This is a genomic window from Enterobacter huaxiensis, from assembly GCF_003594935.2.
Classification (GTDB): Bacteria; Pseudomonadota; Gammaproteobacteria; order Enterobacterales; family Enterobacteriaceae; genus Enterobacter; species Enterobacter huaxiensis.
Genome location: NZ_CP043342.1, coordinates 136,324 through 153,449 on the forward strand (window position 1 = coordinate 136,324; position 17,126 = coordinate 153,449).

The window sequence follows — 17,126 nt, forward strand, 5'->3', positions numbered from 1 at the left end:
CTTCAACGTTGCCTGATTTGCGAAAAAGGTGTGCTCAACGCAAACAAGGTAACAAAAAAAATCAAGGCTTCTGAGCTCAGTAATATGACGTCGGTCAGGCCATACAGTAACAGCAGAAGCATCGTGGTTAGCAGTAGGCCATTGTTATTTTTAAGCGCGTAAGCGATCATCGACGCAAAGAAGAAGAATAATATCATCAGTCCAGGGATACCCTGCAGCGAATATTTCTCAATAAATTCATTGTGCAAATGAACATTGATATATTTTAGTGCAGTAACGAGATGCGGATGTCCTTCTTTTATATAACGCTGCGTCCATGCCTGCCGATCTTCAACTGACTGCCCCAATGGATGCGCGAGCCCGTTCTGAATACCCACGGACCACATGGAAAAACGCGCGCCGAGTGAGGTTTTGTCATACCCTTTCTCATACTTTTCTATTTCGATTTGCGTCTGCGTTATCTTGGGAGAAATCAATGGCTTGTAGCTAACGATGACAATCCCCGCCACAATACATAAAAAGATCAGAGTTGATTTAAGATGAATTCGTCTGAAGTGGTAAAGTGTGAGCACAATTGCCAAAAGCAAATAGAGGCCCATTGCGGCACGCGTCCCCGTCAGAAGAATGACGAAATAAGAAACTAAGATGGTGAGACCCGCAGCCACATACAGCTTAACGTTTTTCTGCAGATAAAGACTGTATACGAAAGCCAGAGATAACACAGAGTATACGTAAGCTGATACGGTCGCACGATTAATGGCCATCTCAACACGTACCATTCCCTGGGATGCCTGCCATAAGCCATAACCCGAGGCGAGAACAAACCCCGCGCCAGAGGCATAGAAGAAATACTTCTGGAAGGAGGCCTTATCAACATAAGACTTAAACCGGTCAAGATAGAAAATAAGGAAACTTGCTAAAATCAGCTTCTTACTTGAACCGAGGTAATCGCTGTAAGCGTTCAAACCTTCACTATGGTATTCATAAACCATGTACCAGGCAAAATTAAGTAACCCAATCAGCAAAATGGGAAGTGCTATTGAAAAGGGGCGCAGTGTGATTTTTTTATATTCGAGAGCTAACCCGATAATGCTGGCATAAATCGCGATATAGAAAAACTCTCGCTGCTTACCCGAACTGATCAAGGCCAATGCAAGCGAGATAAGGCTCAGAATTAGCGTCAGTTGATAAAGACGCAATTTTACTTTTTCCATAATGCCTCAATAACCCTTTTTTTATAGCTGAAACGAACATCGCTGGATATGAAAAATGATAGCGAATAAAGCGCGTTTACCCGTGATTTAACAAATTTGAGCTGTTGATCGGTAAGGTGTTGCCGATGGTTACTGTAAATATCAAACCAGTGACAATTAACCAGGTTTTTGAACGCTTGCGGAAACGTTTTTTCCATCATTAATGTACATTCAACAAGCATCGTGATTTTACTGGCGTCGAGACGACTCGACAAACTTTCGCTACGTTTGATGTAATAGTAATGGCCCTGGCGTTGATAGCAGATTTTTTCTGCCTGCATGAGCATGGCAGGAAATACCGCAAAGTCTTCGTAACAGACCATCGAGGGAATGGGGTTGCTCTCGTACAACTTTCGATGAATAAACTGACCGATAAGATGTGCCTGAAACTCTTTATGCTGCAAGAAACGCTTTATCGTGTCTCTCTGTGATAAAGAGACGGGCGTAAAGCCCTGCCAGTATGCGTTAATTTTCCTGATATCACGGGTTTCCAGCAAGCGCGTCAGTAGCATATCTGGATGCTGTGCTTTCAAAAAAGCCACTGCGTCCCTGAGGCTGCAGGGCTTCAGTCGATCATCACTATCAAGCATCGTGATGTAATCGCCTGATGCCAGAGACACTGCACTGTTTCGAACATGACCGACGTTACGGTACTCAACGTACCGGGATTGCGCGTGTGGGAACGCAGGCAACCATTTTTCGATAATATCCTGGGTGGCATCATCGGAATTGTCATTAAAGATAATGACTTCAACAGCATCGCCCGCATTATCAATCGCGGCGTGCAGGCTTTCTAACGTAGCATGAAGCGTATCTTCGGCGTTATGCGCGGCAATAATGACGCTAAGAAAAGCCATAGAAATTAGTTTCCCTGAGCATCAATAGCATAGGTGGTTGCGTTAACGTTAGGTAACTCGCAGATAAAATGTTTGAGCTCGCGTAGCGCGTCTTCTGTTACCGCGAATAACGCTTCGCGTTCTTGTGAAAAATAATAACGTGTTTCAAACACATAAGAACAAATGTTGTCGTCATTACCAATCAACAACACGTTGCCAAGTGGACGTTGTTCATGGTGACAGCATGGTCCAAACAGCAACACTACCGGCACACCTACCGCGTCGGCAATATAAACGTTCCCCGAATCCGACGCGATGTAACAGTCCATCTTAGAAATGGCCCAGGGAAGCTCTTCGAGGGAGATTTCACCAATGAGATTGATTAAATTCGGGATTTCACCATAAAGGCGGGTGATATCGTCCATCCACGACTGTTCGTTTGGTGCACCAAAAACATAAAACTCGCAGGGTAAATCGGTGAGGCGATCGATAATTCGCTTCCAGATAATCGGGGGCACGGTCTTGGCTTTGTTCCCCGCAGCGATACTGATCCCAATGCGAATCACGCCGGGTTTATCGAGAATTGCCGGATAGTTTGCGGGCTCGAAGAGCGGTTTTGTGGCGTGCTTTGGTGAGTCTTGCCACGTGAGCGCGCGATCTGCCAGCTTCAGGTAGTTTGTCACCGACAGCGTCTGTTTGCCGTGCTCAACGGTACCGTCAGCGGTTGCATAGAAAATCCCTTGATACCATCTGCGCGTATAAATGCTTAAAAATTGCTTATTTTTTGCATTACATACGGAGGCGAAAAAAAGATTCACATTGTTGGGCTGCAGGAGATACACGTTGTCATAACGATTCATGATCCTGCAGGCAAAGCAGAGCTTACGCCACAGGCTGCGCTTATGCTGCTCGATATAAAAGATCCGATCGATAGTTTCATCATGCTTCGCCAGCGCACCCACGCCGCGACTGATAAGCACATCGCTTTTTTGCAGGTACGCCAGAAGAGGCGTAGCGTTAACAAAATCACCGATTTTAGCTGTCTGAATGACAAGGTTTTTACCTGTATCTTTGCGAAACAGCTTCCGGACGAGCTTCACCGGAAAAAGTAAAATCAGCAGAAATACGTAACTCATGGGTTAAATATCCCTGTTGGAAAGCCAATGGCTACCCTGTAAAAATGAAAAAATAGCATCTGCGCTAATATCTCCCGTTTGCTGAGTCGGGCTGACCATCTGGTGCTGGTTTTCACCGTAACCCCCGATCAAACCGGGATCGGTCGGGCCAAAAATCGTGATGTTTGGACGGCCCAACGCTGCAGTCAAATGGCTTAAGCCCGTATCAACAGAAACGACAGCGTTCGCTCCGGCCAGCTCAGCGGCAACCTGCGCCAGCGTGAGTTTAGGCAAAACGTCCACGTGCGGGAAACCCGCCGCGAGACGTTCAGCACGCTGTCGCTCATGTTCTGCGCCCCACGGCAGTTTAATATGGATGCCGGTAGGTTGCATTAGTTCAATCAGTCTTCGCCAGTGCGTTTCCGGCCAGTGCTTATCGTCGCGCGTTGTGGCATGGAGGAAGATAAGATAGGGCTGCGTTTGGCGAGCGACATCGCTCAGAAAATGCTGCGCAATGGCGTAATCGCCCTGCATTTCCGGTTTCGCATAGCCCAGGCTCTTTGCAAACAGCTCCCGTGTACGTTCGACGGCGTGCTGCTGCTTTGCGATGTGGTGGCGACGGTTATAGAACAGGCTTGCCAGCGGTTCGCGGGCGGTTTGCCAGTCCATACCGTGCTTTACGCCGTGAGCGAGGCGCGTCACCAGCGCGGCGCTTTTGACCAGCCCCTGCGCATCAATGATGGCATCGTAACGCTGAGCCTGAACCGCATCGCGAAAGGCTTTGCGCTCGGCTTTAATCGGCGCGGAAAACCAGGCTTTACGCCAGCGGCGAATCGCCACCGGGATCGCGCGGTCAACCGCTTCATGCCAGGTAGGGATCTGCGCGAAGCCTTCTTCCACCACCCAGTCAAAACGAATGCCGGGAATGGCCCGCATGGCGTCCGTCAGCGACGGCAGCGTGTGCAGAACATCGCCCATTGAAGAGGTTTTAACGATCAGTACCCGCATTCGTTATCCTTCTTCGCTCAACAGCAGTGCGTTGAGTTCGTCGAGCACGTGCTCGGGCGTAATGTCGATCAGGCTCTGGTGATAGCCTTCTGCGGCATCACCTTTGCGCACCTTGTGGTAACCGGTGATCAGGCGGATCACGCGGGCTTTATGCGACAGGGGAGGCGTGAAGTCCGGGCTGCTTGGGCCATACAGCGCCACCAGAGGGCGATCCAGCGCGGCGGCCACGTGCATCAGCCCGGAGTCGTTGCTGACGACGGCCTTACAGGCAGCAATCAGGATAACCGCCTGCTCCAGCTGCGTTTCGCCGGCCAGGTTGCGGCACCACGCCTGCTGTTCAGTACTGAGCGTGGCGAGGATTTCATTGCCCGCGTCGTGATCTTTTGCCGAGCCAAACAGGACAATCTGATAGCCTTCATCGATCAGCTGTTTCGCCAGCTCTGCGTAGTGGTAGTGCGGCCAGCGTTTTGCCGGGCCGAACTCGGCGCCGGGGCAGAAGCCGATCATCGGGCGTTCAGACGAAATGCCAAAGGCGCTACAGGTTTGGGATTTTTCACCCTCATGGACCTGCAGCTGTGGCCACAGCAGCGGCTGCGGCAGATCTTTCGCGCTGCGCATGACGCCTTTGTCGTAGGCCAGCGCCACGTAGCGCTCCACCATCAGCGGCCAGGCCTCTTTATCCAGCACCCGCGCGTCGTTCAGCAGGCCGTAGCGCATTTCACCGCGCCAGCCGGTACGGTGTGGGATGCCGGCAAAGAAAGGCACGAGGGCAGATTTGAAGGAGTTAGGCAGCACATAGGCACGGTCGTAGCGCTTGTCGCGCAGGCTGTGACCGAGCTTGCGGCGTTCGCCAATTTCCAGCGCCCCGTGGCCGAGCGGCATCGGGATCGCCTCGTTCACTTCCGGCATACGCGATAGCAGCGGACGGCACCATGCGGGTGCCATCACGTCGATTATCGCCTGGGGATAGCGCGCCTTGAGCGTGCGATAGAGACTTTGCGACATCATCATGTCGCCCACCCAGGACGGGCCTACCACCAAAATTTTCATACTTATGCGTCGCGGTTCAGCCAGGCCATATATTCCGTCACGCCTTCGGCAACGGTTTTGAACGGCTTGTCGTAGCCCGCCGCACGCAGGTTGGTCAGGTCTGCCTGGGTGAATGCCTGGTAGCGACCTTTCAGTTTTTCCGGGAACGGAATGTACTCAAGGCTGCCTTTCTTGTGGTACGCCAGCGCGGCATCTGCCACTGCCTGGAAGGATTCTGCGCGGCCCGTACCCAGGTTGAAGATGCCGGATACGCCGTTTTCCAGGAACCACAGGTTCACGGCTGCCACATCGCCCACGTAAACGAAGTCACGCTTGAAGCCGTCGCTGCCTTCGAACAGTTTCGGACTTTCGCCGTTATTGAGCTGGGTGTTGAGATGGAACGCCACGCTCGCCATGCTGCCTTTGTGACCTTCGCGCGGTCCATAAACGTTGAAGTAGCGGAAGCCGACGATCTGCGAGTTCGCTTCTGGCAGTACCTGACGCACATACTCGTCAAACAGGAACTTGGAATAGCCGTAAACGTTCAGCGGCTGCTCGTATTCGCGGGATTCGATAAAGTCAGACGTACGCCCGCCGTAAGTGGCCGCTGAAGAGGCATACAGGAACGGAATTTCACGTTCCAGACAATAGTGCAGGAGTTCTTTAGAGTACTGATAGTTGTTATCCATCATGTACTTGCCGTCCCACTCGGTGGTGGAAGAACATGCACCTTCGTGGAAGATGGCGTCGATATCGCCGAGCTCTTCACCGGCCATGATCTGGATAAGGAAGTCTTCTTTATCCATATAGTCAGCGATGTTCAGATCCACCAGGTTTACAAACTTGGTGCCGTCTTTCAGGTTATCCACCACCAGAATGTCGGTGATGCCTTTGTCATTGAGGGCCTTGATAATATTGCTGCCGATAAAGCCTGCGCCGCCGGTAACGATGATCATAACTGTAACCTTTGAAGTGTTGAGCCCGGGGACAATCCCGGACGCTAATCTTTCTATCATATCATTAGTATGGCTGCCCTTCAGCCATTCACCGACATAGGGCAAGGGTACACGTGATTTATGCTGCAAAAACGAGAAGAGATACTGCGTCATCTCGTCATGAAGTATAGGTTTGGGTAATATGTGCCGAAATTTGCCGAGTCTGGAGAATGCAATGCGTGGTGATTTTTACAAACAGTTAAACAGCGACCTCGACACCGCACGTGCGGAAGGGTTGTTCAAAGAAGAGCGTATTATCACGTCTGCCCAGCAGGCGGACATCACCGTTGCCGATGGCAGCCATGTGATTAACTTTTGTGCGAACAACTATCTGGGTCTTGCGAATCACCCTGAGCTGATTGCCGCGGCGAAAAACGGCATGGACACCCACGGTTTCGGCATGGCCTCCGTGCGCTTTATCTGCGGCACCCAGGACAGCCACAAGCAGCTGGAGAAAAAGCTGGCGAGCTTCCTCGGAATGGAAGACGCGATTCTGTACTCCTCCTGCTTCGACGCCAACGGCGGTCTGTTTGAAACCCTGCTCGGCGCAGAAGATGCGATTATCTCCGATGCCCTGAACCACGCCTCTATCATCGACGGCGTGCGCCTGTGTAAAGCGAAGCGTTTCCGCTACGCTAACAACGATATGGCCGAGCTGGAAGCGCGCCTGAAAGAGGCCCGTGAAGCCGGTGCTCGCCACGTGCTGATCGCCACCGACGGCGTCTTCTCCATGGACGGCGTGATCGCCAACCTGAAGGGCGTGTGCGACCTGGCGGACAAATACGACGCGCTGGTGATGGTTGATGACTCCCACGCGGTCGGCTTTGTCGGCGAAAACGGCCGTGGCTCCCACGAATACTGCGACGTGATGGGGCGCGTGGACATTATCACCGGCACGCTGGGCAAAGCGCTCGGCGGCGCGTCCGGCGGCTACACCGCCGCGCGGAAAGAAGTGGTTGAGTGGCTGCGTCAGCGCTCCCGTCCGTACCTGTTCTCTAACTCTCTGGCCCCGGCTATCGTTTCTGCCTCCATTAAGGTTCTGGAGATGGTTGAGTCCGGCGCTGAGCTGCGCGACCGCCTGTGGTCCAACGCCCGTCTGTTCCGCGAAAAAATGAGCGCAGCAGGGTTTACCCTGGCCGGTGCTGACCACGCGATCATTCCGGTCATGCTGGGCGATGCGGTTATCGCGCAGAACTTTGCCCGCGAACTGCAGAAAGAAGGGATTTACGTCACCGGGTTCTTCTTCCCGGTGGTGCCAAAAGGTCAGGCGCGTATCCGCACCCAGATGTCCGCGGCGCACTCGCCTGAACAAATTGAACGTGCGGTAGAAGCCTTTACCCGCATCGGCAAACAGCTGGGCGTAATTGCCTGAGGACGTGTGATGAAAGCGTTATCCAAACTGAAAGCGGAAGAAGGGATTTGGATGACCGACGTGCCGGAGCCGGAAGTCGGTCATAACGATCTGCTGATCAAAATTCGTAAAACCGCCATCTGCGGTACTGACGTTCACATCTACAACTGGGACCAGTGGTCGCAAAAAACCATTCCGGTTCCGATGGTTGTCGGTCACGAATACGTCGGCGAAGTGGTGGGTATTGGCCAGGAAGTGAAAGGCTTCAAAATCGGCGACCGCGTTTCCGGCGAAGGCCACATCACCTGCGGCCACTGCCGTAACTGCCGCGGCGGACGCACGCATCTGTGCCGCAACACCGTCGGCGTGGGCGTGAACCGCCCTGGCTGCTTCGCGGAATACCTGGTGATCCCGGCCTTCAACGCGTTCAAAATCCCGGACAACATCTCTGACGATCTGGCCTCTATCTTTGACCCGTTCGGCAACGCGGTACACACTGCGCTCTCTTTCGACCTGGTCGGCGAAGACGTGCTGGTCTCCGGCGCGGGCCCCATCGGCATTATGGCGGCAGCCGTAGCGAAGCACGTGGGTGCGCGCAACGTTGTGATCACCGACGTGAATGAATACCGTCTGTCGCTGGCGCGCAAAATGGGCGTCACCCGTGCGGTGGATGTCTCGAAAGAGAACCTGACTGACGTGATGGAAGAGTTGGGCATGACCGAAGGGTTTGACGTGGGTCTGGAGATGTCCGGCGCGCCACCGGCGTTCCGCACCATGCTCGACACCATGAACCACGGTGGCCGTATCGCGATGCTGGGTATTCCACCGTCCGATATGTCTATCGACTGGAACAAAGTTATCTTCAAAGGGCTGTTCATCAAAGGTATCTATGGCCGCGAGATGTTCGAGACCTGGTACAAGATGGCAGCGCTGATCCAGTCTGGTCTGGATCTCTCCCCGATCATTACTCATCATTTCTCTATCGATGAGTTCCAGCAGGGCTTTGACGCGATGCGTTCAGGTCAGTCAGGGAAAGTTATCCTGAGCTGGGATAAGTAATTAAAAAGGGGCCCCTGGCCCCTTGTCATTATGCGGCTGAGCTATCCTGGCTCAGCTTATTCAATACTTTGGCCGAAATGTCATTAATATCAATTTTATTATGGCGCTTATCATAAATAAGTTGTTCTGAGTGCTCACCGACAGGTGAAAAAATCGTATTCCCCTCAAAGTTTTTATTATGATCAAGCAGCATTGAAAAGTAGATGGCGATAAGGCTCTTATCAAATGCACAGGCAATATGTACGATGGCGGTATCAACAGAGACGACCAAATCAGCCTTTTTGATCAGCGTGATAGCATCCCAAAGTGATTTGAACCGACAAACCGTAATGTTCGCGTTGTCGAAGCTAAGATCTGCTAATTTCTTACCCTCACCAATGATAAATACGTGAGTGTCCTGGTGCTGTGCAATATCATGCGCCAGTTTTTCCAGCTGGGTCTTGGAAAGGCTGCGCTCGGAAACGCTTGCGAAAGGATTAAGCACTACGATTTTGTTCCCATCGTGGGGTTTCAGATAACGATCGATGAAATCCTCATGCTCGGGCACCACGGGTAATGAGTAGCGAAGGAAATCTGGCTTAACGTTCAAGACGTTAAGTATTTCCTTCTGTGGATGGGTAATGTGAAACTCGGAATTTATGGGCAACATTAAGTTATAGGGTTTATCCAGCCAGCCACCAAATCCGATCGCATATTTATAATGGATTTTATGAAGAAGCTGAGTGTTGAATAACTCTTTTCTCTTCATCCATGAGTAATGACTTATTACTAAATCTGTCTCAATGGTTTTCATTGCAGGTATATTGTTGATGTCGGCAATATAGACTTCATCAATATCCGTCATTTTTTCAAAAAGATCGCGATTTCGCTCCTCGACAATTACCTGCAATGTATAACCTGCTTCTTTAAGGCTACGCCAGGTTCCGGTATGGCATACCGCATCACCAATGCCGAGATCGACAAAAGGAAAAAGGATCCGCTTCACGCTGGAAACATCGATTTTTTCCTGCCGCTTGTCCTGTAATCGTCGCGATACGGAAAGTAGCGTTAATCGTCTTTTTAATTCTTTCGTTTTATGGTTTCGCTGCCTGTTAATTTCCTTTAAATATCCGATAATTTTCTTCATAATTGCGCTAAACCAAATTAATCAATTAAATTGCGGTTAGTATAATCTTAACGTTCGCGAAAAGAAATGATGGTAAAACCCGAGCGTGGGATTCGATTTTTTTATTATATTAAACAATGAGTTGGTTAATTTTTAGTTGGTGACGGTCTTTTGTCTTTCCCAGGGCGCAACAAATGCATTTCCGATCATGCGCACATTTTCTCGTAAATAATAAATGAGGTTCAGATCCGGAGATGACAGTAGAGATAGTTGGCGCTATCTTTTGAAAGCGACTTGATTAAGTTCGGGAGACCACATGTTCAGGCTAACCGTATGTCTTTTGACATACAACTCTGCTCGTTTGTTACATAAGGTTTTATGCCCTCTGATGCGTATTGCAGATGAGGTTATTGTTGTTGATTCCGGCAGTACAGATGAGACGTTAGCTATTCTTCAGGAATATGGCATTGCACCAATTTATCATCCGTATGCCATGCACGGTGAACAGATGAATAACGCGCTTTCACTGTCATCTAACGACTGGGTGTTGTGTATGGACAGTGACGAAATACTCGATGAGGACACTCTTCAGTATATTCTGGCGCTGAAGTCCGGAGCTGAGCCCTCGGCCGATTGCGGTTGGAGTCTTTCGCGCTACTGGTATGTATTAGGCGAGCAAACCCGAACTATCTACCCGGTCTCTTCACCGGATTATCCCTTGCGATTGTTCAATCGTCGTCATGTCAGATTTAACAATCGACCCGTGGATGATAAAGCGACTGGCGCAGCCAACGTAACGCGCATACCGGGCCATGTTCGGCACGATACCTTCTATTCTTTGCATGAAGTGTTCGCGAAGTTAAATGCCTATACGACTCGCGTCGTAAAATATCAGACGCTCACACCTTCCATAGCACGCGGGGTAGCCAGTGCTATTGGCGCGTTTTTCAAATGGTATTTATTTAGCGGCGCGTGGCGGCAGGGGAAAATTGGGGTGGTAACAGGGCTCTATGCCACCTTCTACAGCTTTTTAAAATATTTTAAAGCCTGGTACCAGCACCAGGAAAAACGAGAGTCCGTCGCCCGGGAGCCTACGGACTCTCATCTTGTCGAATAGCTACGCTTTTCTGCCCCAGCCCTGCCACTGGTGTTGGAAATACTGCACCAGCGTACTTTGGCTTACGCTTTCGCTAATTACCGTGAAGAAGCGGGTTGCATTCACCGGCTCAAGCGGCTGTTTCGCCTTGCAGTTTTTTACGCCGCTGAACGGATTACGCGGCTGCGTTGCCGGCGGTTGCGCACTGCCGGGGCGTGACGTATCCACCTGCGGCTCGTTCAGCAAATCGCTCGGACGTACCAGCGTGATATCGGATGGCAAGGTCGGCAACATTTGCTGCAGGACGCGAACGGTAGACGGATGCGGGTGACCGATGGCAATGGCCGATCCATTACGGCGGGCCAATTGTACAGCGCGATTGAACTGTACCCGGATGTCCGCGTCGTTCTGGGTATCATCCAGGAACACTTTGCGCTTAATGACCTTCACGCCCGTCCCCTGCGCTGCGCGCATGGCCTGACTGTTGCCGATGGTCATGCTGTCGAGAAAATAGAGGTTATAACGCTCCAGCGACTGCATCACTTTCAGCATGCCATACAGGCTGGACGTCATTGCGCTGCCCATATGGTTGTTCAGGCCAACGGCAAACGGCACTTTGTTATACGCATCGCGGATAATACGATCGATCTCATCGCTGCTCATCTCCGGGCGGAGCGTATCTTTCTCCAGCGGCTGTTTGCTGAGCGGTGCCATTGGCAGATGGATCAGCACCTGATGGCCGCTGTTATGGGCTTTGGTCGCCATCTCACGCGCGTGCGGTGCATTGGGGAGAACGGCGACGGAGATGGCTGACGGCATGGCCAGCACCTGATTTTCATAATGCGGACGATAACCGAAGTCATCAATCACGATAGCGAGTTTGCCTGCGTATACCGGTGCAGCCAGCGCCAGTGCGCTGACGACGGAGAAAACAATGCGGCGAAATTGAAGCAAAACTTATCTTCCCAACCACGGCTGTGGATTGACCGCCTGACCCTGGCGACGAATTTCGAAATAGAGTGACGGGCGGCCCTGACCGCCACTGCTGCCCACAAGGGCGATGGGTTGGCCGGCGCGCACCTGTGTGCCTACGCTGACAAGTGCGCTCTGGTTGTAGCCGTAAAGACTCATGTCACCTTTACCGTGTTCAACCACCACCACAAGCCCGTAGCCCTGCAGCCAGTCGGCCAGGATCACGCGGCCATCGGCGATGGCTTTTACTTCGCTACCTTCAGACGCACCGATAACTATCCCTTTCCAACGTAGCTCACCCTGCAGCTGTTCGCCATAGCGATGCAGAATTGAACCGCGTACGGGCCAGTAGGCCTGGCCGCGAGGAGAGCCTAACCCACCCGTGCGCGACATCAGGGAACGTTCGCTTTCGCTGGGTTTGTAGGTGGTGCCTTTGCGGGACGCTTCCTGCTGCTTGTTGCGCACCGCCTGCGCCTCGCGTGCCTCTTTTTCAGCACGCGCCTTCGCGGCCGCTTCGGCACGGACGATGCTGTTGCGCAGTTTTGATTCGTTGGCGCGCATTTCGCTCAGCTGGCTCTGACCTTGCTGAATGGAAGACTCAAGGCCGGACAGGGTTTTCTTACGCTCGTTGCGCGCCTGCTCGAGCTTCGCCTGCTGGGCCTGCTGATCGTAGAGCAGCGTCTGCTGCTGGCTCTGCTTCTCTTCCAGCTCGGCTTTTTGCGTGGTGACCTCTTCGCGCGTCTGCTTCAGCTGCGCGATCGTTTCCTGACGCGCCTGGTTCAGATAGCCGAAATAGGCCTGCAAACGCTGTCCGCGCTGGCTCTCTTCACCGCTGAGGATCAGCTGAAGGCCGGTGTGTTCACCCTGGCGGAAAGCAGCATCAAGCTGCGCCGCAAGGTTACGTTCCTGCGCATCACGCTGGCGTTCCAGTTTGGCAATCGACGCATTCATTTCGTCGATCTGCTTATTCAGCTGGGCGAGGGTGTTTTGCGTTTCACGGAGCTTACGTGCGGCAGCGGAGATGGCTTCTTCCTGCTGTTTAAGTTGCGCAAGAAGTGAGGAGCGTTGCTGCTGCTGTTGACGAACCGCACGCTCTTTAGCGGCGATATCGGCCTGAATGGATTTGAGCTGGTCGCGGTCATCCGCGTGGGCGGATGCGGCGCACAGCAATACGCCAGCGCTGAGCGCGCTGGCGTAAACCAGGGGCCTGACTGATAACCGAAACGGCTTCACGACCCATGTGATTGAAAAAATCGCCTTTCCCCTCATGGGGAGCGATTATTCCACGATGAACAGCGGCTTACCAGTCATCTCTTCAGGGATCGGCATGCCCATCAGCGACAGCATGGTTGGCGCGATGTCGGAAAGCTTGCCACCTTCCACTGCTTTCAGTGATTTATCACCCACATAAATCAGCGGAACAGGCAGGTTGGTATGCGCGGTGTGCGCCTGGCCCGTTGCCGGGTCACGCATTTGCTCCGCGTTGCCGTGGTCAGCGGTAATCAGCAATTGGCCGCCAACGGACTCAACCGCTTTTGCTACCTGCTCAACGCAGCGATCGAGCGCTTCAACTGCTTGAACTGCTGCTTCCATCACGCCGGTGTGGCCAACCATATCGCCATTCGGGTAGTTACAGATGATGGTGTCGTACTTGCCGCTTTTGATTGCCGCGACCAGTTTTTCAGTCAATTCTGCAGAGCTCATTTCTGGCTGCAGATCGTAGGTGGCCACTTTCGGCGAGTTGATCAGAATGCGGTCTTCGCCTTTGAACGGCTCTTCAACGCCGCCGTTAAAGAAGAAGGTCACGTGCGCGTATTTTTCGGTTTCAGAGATACGCAGCTGCGTTTTATCGTTCTTCGCCATCCACTCGCCGAAGGTGTTTGCCAGTGATGCTGGTGGGTAGGCGCAAGGCGCTGGAATGTCTGCGGCGTATTCCGTCAGCTGGATGAAGTCGAGTTTCACCACTTTCTTACGGGCGAAACCGTCGAAATCGCTGTTCACGAATGCGCGGGTAATTTCACGCGCGCGGTCTGCGCGGAAGTTCATGAAGATCAGCGCGTCACCGTCTTCCATGGCGGCATCAGCCTGGCCTTCAGCGCGAATAACGGATGCTTTTACGAATTCGTCGTTCTCATCACGCGCATAAGCAGCTTCCAGCGCTTCAACGGCGGTCGCGAACTGGAATTCACCTTTCGCCAGCGTCATTAGATCGTAGGCCTGTTCCACGCGATCCCAACGGTTGTCGCGGTCCATCGCGTAGTAGCGGCCGATGATGGACGCGACGCGGCCCTTGCCCAGTGCGGCAAATTTGTCTTCGAAGGCTTGCAGAGAGCCTTTTGCGCTGCGTGGTGGCGTATCGCGACCGTCCAGGAAAGCGTGCAGATAGATTTTTTCTGCGCCACGTTCCGCTGCCAGCTCAACCATCGCCATGATGTGATCTTCATGGCTGTGAACGCCGCCTGCAGAGAGCAGACCCATGATATGCACGGCCTTGCCAGCGGCAACCGCTTTATCTACCGCCCCCGTCAGCGTCGGGTTGGAGAAGAACGTACGCTCTTTGATTTCAACGTCCAGACGGGTCAGGTCCTGATACACGATACGGCCTGCGCCCAGGTTTACGTGACCCACTTCGGAGTTGCCCATCTGGCGATCCGGCAGACCCACTTCCAGGCCGGAGGCATCAATCAGGGTATGCGGACGTTTTGCCCACAGCGCATCCATCACCGGGGTTTTGGCGTTGAAAATGGCGTTATCCTGGCTGTCTTCACGGTAGCCATAGCCATCCAGAATCACCAGTACCATAGGTTTTTTAGAAACCGACATTGCGACAACCTCATGCTCAAGAGACAAAAAATTTGCGTAATTTTACTACAGCTGAATCGATAAAATAGCCGCAGAAGATCAAAGAATGCGTAGTGGCAAGGCGATTCCCCGGTCATTTTGAAGCTTTTTTTTCGTGGCATGCCGCAGAAAATGGATTAGCTTAATGTCGCTGGCTGTATTTGCCACAACGCACAGGTATACTCCTCACCTGGTTTTTTTAATCACTTAGTCGGGAGTTGTTACCCCCCATGCAAGAAATTATGCAATTTGTTAGCCGTCACCCGGTTCTGAGCATCGCGTGGATTGGCCTGTTGGCCGCAGTGCTGTTCACCACCTTTAAGGGGCTGACGTCTAAAATTAAGGTGATCACCCGTGGTGAAGCGACGCGTTTGATCAACAAAGAAGATGCTGTCGTGGTCGATTTGCGTCAGCGCGATGATTTCCGCAAAGGTCATATTGCCGGTTCTATTAACCTGCTGCCTGCTGAGATCAAAGCGAACAACCTGGGTGAGCTGGAGAAGCACAAAGCCCAGCCGATTATCGTTGTTGACGGTACCGGCATGCAGGCGCAGGAATCTGCCAATGCGCTGAATAAAGCAGGCTTCGAAAACGTAACGGTACTGAAAGAAGGCATTTCCGGCTGGAGCGGGGAAAATCTTCCTTTGGTTCGCGGTAAATAAGGAGTTCAGTGATGGCCAATATTGAGATCTACACCAAAGCAACCTGCCCGTTCTGCCACCGCGCGAAAGCGCTGCTGAACAGCAAAGGCGTGACTTTCCAGGAACTGCCGATCGATGGTGATGCGATAAAACGCGAAGAGATGATCCAACGTAGTGGTCGCACGACGGTTCCGCAGATTTTTATTGATGCGCAGCACATTGGCGGCTGTGATGACTTGTATGCGCTCGACGCGCGTGGTGGACTCGATCCCCTGCTGCGCTAAGAGACTTTAGGACAATTAAAAAGGGTTTTTCCATGTCAGAACAAAACAACACCGAAATGAGTTTCCAGATCCAGCGCATCTACACCAAGGATGTCTCTTTCGAAGCGCCAAATGCACCACACGTTTTCCAGAAAGATTGGCAGCCAGAGGTTAAACTTGATCTGGATACCGCATCTACCCAACTGGCAGATGACGTGTATGAAGTCGTACTGCGTGTGACCGTTACCGCGTCTTTGGGCGAAGAAACTGCATTCCTGTGTGAAGTTCAGCAGGGCGGTATCTTCTCCGTTGGCGGTATCGAAGGTAACCAGTTGGCGCATTGCCTCGGTGCATACTGCCCGAACATCCTGTTCCCGTATGCGCGTGAATGCATCACCAGCCTGGTTTCTCGCGGTACATTCCCGCAGCTGAACCTTGCGCCAGTAAACTTTGATGCGCTGTTCATGAACTATCTGCAGCAGCAGTCTGGCGAAGGTGCCGAACAACATCAGGATGCCTGATGAGCACTGTTAATGCGTCAATGACTGTGATCGGTGCCGGCTCTTACGGCACCGCTCTTGCTATCACGCTGGCAAGAAATGGTCACGATGTGGTCCTGTGGGGCCACGATCCCAAACATATCGCGACGTTGCAACATGACCGCTGCAACGTGGCGTTTCTCCCGGACGTTCCGTTCCCGGACTCTCTGTACCTGGAAAGCGACCTCGCGACCGCGCTGGCGGCCAGCCGCAATATTCTGATTGTGGTGCCAAGCCATGTCTTTGGCGAAGTGCTGCGTCAGATTAAACCGCTGATGCGCCCTGATGCGCGCATTGTGTGGGCGACGAAAGGTCTTGAAGCGGAAACCGGACGCCTGCTGCAGGACGTTGCCCGTGAAGCGCTGGGGGACGATATCCCGCTTGCTGTGATCTCCGGGCCGACCTTTGCTAAAGAGCTCGCTGCTGGCCTGCCGACCGCGATTTCACTGGCTTCAACCGATCAGGCCTTCTCGGACGATCTTCAACACCTGCTGCACTGCGGCAAGAGCTTCCGCGTTTACAGCAACCCCGATTTTATCGGCGTGCAGCTGGGCGGCGCGGTGAAGAACGTGATTGCCATCGGTGCCGGAATGTCTGACGGCATTGGTTTTGGCGCGAACGCGCGAACTGCGCTGATCACCCGTGGCCTTACCGAGATGTCGCGCCTTGGCGCAGCGCTCGGCGCCGATCCGGCCACCTTTATGGGGATGGCGGGTCTGGGCGATCTGGTGCTGACCTGCACCGACAACCAGTCGCGCAACCGCCGCTTTGGCATGATGCTCGGACAGGGCAGCGATGTGAAAGGCGCGCAGGAGAAGATTGGTCAGGTGGTTGAAGGCTACCGCAATACTAAAGAAGTCCGCGAGTTGGCCCACCGTTTCGGTGTCGAAATGCCAATAACCGAGGAAATTTATCAGGTATTGTATTGCGGAAAAAATGCGCGCGAGGCAGCATTGACCTTATTAGGTCGTGCGCGCAAGGACGAGCGCAGCAGCAACTAGCCGGGAACTATCGTCACCTGAA

General features: G+C 52.8%; 17 protein-coding genes. 7 read left to right on the forward strand and 10 right to left on the reverse strand.

Translation table 11 applies throughout. The annotated features are described in order from the left end of the window. Positions 1 to 2: 2 nt before the first annotated feature. Genes D5067_RS00660 through rfaD form a run of 6 tightly spaced genes read right to left on the reverse strand, consistent with a single transcriptional unit; the run spans position 3 to position 6,197 of the window. Positions 3 to 1,214, reverse strand: a complete 1,212-nt coding sequence (locus D5067_RS00660; RefSeq protein ID WP_119936357.1) for an O-antigen ligase family protein — start codon at positions 1,212 to 1,214, stop codon at positions 3 to 5. After that, the gene (locus D5067_RS00665; RefSeq protein ID WP_119936356.1) at positions 1,202 to 2,110 is read right to left on the reverse strand and encodes a glycosyltransferase family 2 protein; all 909 of its coding nucleotides are present in this window, start codon (positions 2,108 to 2,110) and stop codon (positions 1,202 to 1,204) included. The genes D5067_RS00660 and D5067_RS00665 overlap by 13 nt, the downstream gene beginning before the upstream one ends. A 5-nt stretch (positions 2,111 to 2,115) precedes the next feature. Further along, a complete protein-coding gene (locus D5067_RS00670) occupies positions 2,116 to 3,225 on the reverse strand; it encodes a glycosyltransferase family 9 protein (protein ID WP_119936355.1) in 1,110 nt (369 codons plus the stop codon). A gap of 3 nt (positions 3,226 to 3,228) precedes the next feature. Then, a complete protein-coding gene (gene rfaC / locus D5067_RS00675) occupies positions 3,229 to 4,212 on the reverse strand; it encodes a lipopolysaccharide heptosyltransferase RfaC (protein ID WP_119936354.1) in 984 nt (327 codons plus the stop codon). A gap of 3 nt (positions 4,213 to 4,215) precedes the next feature. Beyond that, positions 4,216 to 5,262 carry an ADP-heptose--LPS heptosyltransferase RfaF gene (rfaF, locus tag D5067_RS00680; protein WP_119936353.1) on the reverse strand — a complete coding sequence of 349 codons (1,047 nt, stop codon included), beginning with the start codon at positions 5,260 to 5,262 and terminating at the stop codon, positions 4,216 to 4,218. Between the two features lie 2 nt (positions 5,263 to 5,264). Continuing rightward, positions 5,265 to 6,197 (reverse strand): ADP-glyceromanno-heptose 6-epimerase, encoded by a 933-nt coding sequence (gene rfaD / locus D5067_RS00685; RefSeq protein ID WP_119936352.1) that lies wholly within the window; start codon positions 6,195 to 6,197, stop codon positions 5,265 to 5,267. Between the two features lie 214 nt (positions 6,198 to 6,411). On the opposite strand from rfaD, the gene kbl reads away from it, so the two are divergent. Beyond that, positions 6,412 to 7,608: a glycine C-acetyltransferase gene (kbl, locus tag D5067_RS00690; RefSeq protein WP_119936351.1), complete on the forward strand. Its 1,197-nt coding sequence runs from the start codon at positions 6,412 to 6,414 to the stop codon at positions 7,606 to 7,608. A 9-nt stretch (positions 7,609 to 7,617) separates the two neighbouring features. Then, positions 7,618 to 8,646: an L-threonine 3-dehydrogenase gene (tdh, locus tag D5067_RS00695; protein WP_119936350.1), complete on the forward strand. Its 1,029-nt coding sequence runs from the start codon at positions 7,618 to 7,620 to the stop codon at positions 8,644 to 8,646. 28 nt (positions 8,647 to 8,674) lie between these two features. Here tdh and D5067_RS00700 read toward each other — a convergent pair whose 3' ends face one another. Further along, positions 8,675 to 9,772 (reverse strand): glycosyltransferase family 9 protein, encoded by a 1,098-nt coding sequence (locus tag D5067_RS00700; RefSeq protein WP_119936349.1) that lies wholly within the window; start codon positions 9,770 to 9,772, stop codon positions 8,675 to 8,677. A 295-nt stretch (positions 9,773 to 10,067) separates the two neighbouring features. Between D5067_RS00700 and D5067_RS00705 the strand changes: the two genes are divergently transcribed. Beyond that, positions 10,068 to 10,868, forward strand: a complete 801-nt coding sequence (locus D5067_RS00705) for a glycosyltransferase family 2 protein (RefSeq protein WP_119936348.1) — start codon at positions 10,068 to 10,070, stop codon at positions 10,866 to 10,868. On the opposite strand, the gene D5067_RS00710 is transcribed toward D5067_RS00705, so the two are convergent. From D5067_RS00710 to gpmM, 3 genes are read right to left on the reverse strand one after another with little or no spacing between them, the layout of a single operon-like run. Then, a complete protein-coding gene (locus tag D5067_RS00710) occupies positions 10,869 to 11,801 on the reverse strand; it encodes a divergent polysaccharide deacetylase family protein (RefSeq protein WP_119936347.1) in 933 nt (310 codons plus the stop codon). It lies immediately after the preceding gene. A gap of 3 nt (positions 11,802 to 11,804) precedes the next feature. Beyond that, complete coding sequence (gene envC / locus D5067_RS00715; protein WP_235843288.1) at positions 11,805 to 13,064, reverse strand: murein hydrolase activator EnvC; 1,260 nt, start codon at positions 13,062 to 13,064, stop codon at positions 11,805 to 11,807. A gap of 33 nt (positions 13,065 to 13,097) precedes the next feature. Continuing rightward, the gene (gpmM, locus tag D5067_RS00720) at positions 13,098 to 14,642 is read right to left on the reverse strand and encodes a 2,3-bisphosphoglycerate-independent phosphoglycerate mutase (RefSeq protein ID WP_119936345.1); all 1,545 of its coding nucleotides are present in this window, start codon (positions 14,640 to 14,642) and stop codon (positions 13,098 to 13,100) included. A gap of 248 nt (positions 14,643 to 14,890) precedes the next feature. Between gpmM and D5067_RS00725 the strand changes: the two genes are divergently transcribed. The 4 genes from D5067_RS00725 to gpsA are packed head-to-tail and all read left to right on the forward strand — an operon-like array spanning position 14,891 to position 17,104. Beyond that, positions 14,891 to 15,322 carry a rhodanese-like domain-containing protein gene (locus tag D5067_RS00725; RefSeq protein ID WP_119936344.1) on the forward strand — a complete coding sequence of 144 codons (432 nt, stop codon included), beginning with the start codon at positions 14,891 to 14,893 and terminating at the stop codon, positions 15,320 to 15,322. Positions 15,323 to 15,333: 11 nt separating this feature from the next. After that, a complete protein-coding gene (gene grxC / locus D5067_RS00730) occupies positions 15,334 to 15,585 on the forward strand; it encodes a glutaredoxin 3 (protein WP_080329847.1) in 252 nt (83 codons plus the stop codon). A gap of 32 nt (positions 15,586 to 15,617) precedes the next feature. Then, complete coding sequence (secB, locus tag D5067_RS00735; protein ID WP_119936343.1) at positions 15,618 to 16,085, forward strand: protein-export chaperone SecB; 468 nt, start codon at positions 15,618 to 15,620, stop codon at positions 16,083 to 16,085. Beyond that, positions 16,085 to 17,104 carry an NAD(P)H-dependent glycerol-3-phosphate dehydrogenase gene (gene gpsA / locus D5067_RS00740; protein ID WP_119936342.1) on the forward strand — a complete coding sequence of 340 codons (1,020 nt, stop codon included), beginning with the start codon at positions 16,085 to 16,087 and terminating at the stop codon, positions 17,102 to 17,104. The genes secB and gpsA overlap by 1 nt, the downstream gene beginning before the upstream one ends. The last annotated feature ends 22 nt before the right edge of the window (positions 17,105 to 17,126 follow it).

Excerpts from the sequence above, each read along its gene's own strand:
- rfaC (WP_119936354.1), bottom strand. The coding sequence starts at position 4,212 with ATGCGGGTACTGATCGTTAAAACCTCTTCAATGGGCGATGTTCTGCAC.
- gpsA (WP_119936342.1), top strand. The coding sequence starts at position 16,085 with ATGAGCACTGTTAATGCGTCAATGACTGTGATCGGTGCCGGCTCTTAC.
- D5067_RS00660 (WP_119936357.1), bottom strand. The coding sequence starts at position 1,214 with ATGGAAAAAGTAAAATTGCGTCTTTATCAACTGACGCTAATTCTGAGC.
- D5067_RS00725 (WP_119936344.1), top strand. The coding sequence starts at position 14,891 with ATGCAAGAAATTATGCAATTTGTTAGCCGTCACCCGGTTCTGAGCATC.
- D5067_RS00665 (WP_119936356.1), bottom strand. The coding sequence starts at position 2,110 with ATGGCTTTTCTTAGCGTCATTATTGCCGCGCATAACGCCGAAGATACG.
- D5067_RS00670 (WP_119936355.1), bottom strand. The coding sequence starts at position 3,225 with ATGAGTTACGTATTTCTGCTGATTTTACTTTTTCCGGTGAAGCTCGTC.
- rfaF (WP_119936353.1), bottom strand. The coding sequence starts at position 5,262 with ATGAAAATTTTGGTGGTAGGCCCGTCCTGGGTGGGCGACATGATGATG.
- tdh (WP_119936350.1), top strand. The coding sequence starts at position 7,618 with ATGAAAGCGTTATCCAAACTGAAAGCGGAAGAAGGGATTTGGATGACC.
- gpmM (WP_119936345.1), bottom strand. The coding sequence starts at position 14,642 with ATGTCGGTTTCTAAAAAACCTATGGTACTGGTGATTCTGGATGGCTAT.
- kbl (WP_119936351.1), top strand. The coding sequence starts at position 6,412 with ATGCGTGGTGATTTTTACAAACAGTTAAACAGCGACCTCGACACCGCA.
- rfaD (WP_119936352.1), bottom strand. The coding sequence starts at position 6,197 with ATGATCATCGTTACCGGCGGCGCAGGCTTTATCGGCAGCAATATTATC.
- D5067_RS00700 (WP_119936349.1), bottom strand. The coding sequence starts at position 9,772 with ATGAAGAAAATTATCGGATATTTAAAGGAAATTAACAGGCAGCGAAAC.
- secB (WP_119936343.1), top strand. The coding sequence starts at position 15,618 with ATGTCAGAACAAAACAACACCGAAATGAGTTTCCAGATCCAGCGCATC.
- D5067_RS00705 (WP_119936348.1), top strand. The coding sequence starts at position 10,068 with ATGTTCAGGCTAACCGTATGTCTTTTGACATACAACTCTGCTCGTTTG.
- grxC (WP_080329847.1), top strand. The coding sequence starts at position 15,334 with ATGGCCAATATTGAGATCTACACCAAAGCAACCTGCCCGTTCTGCCAC.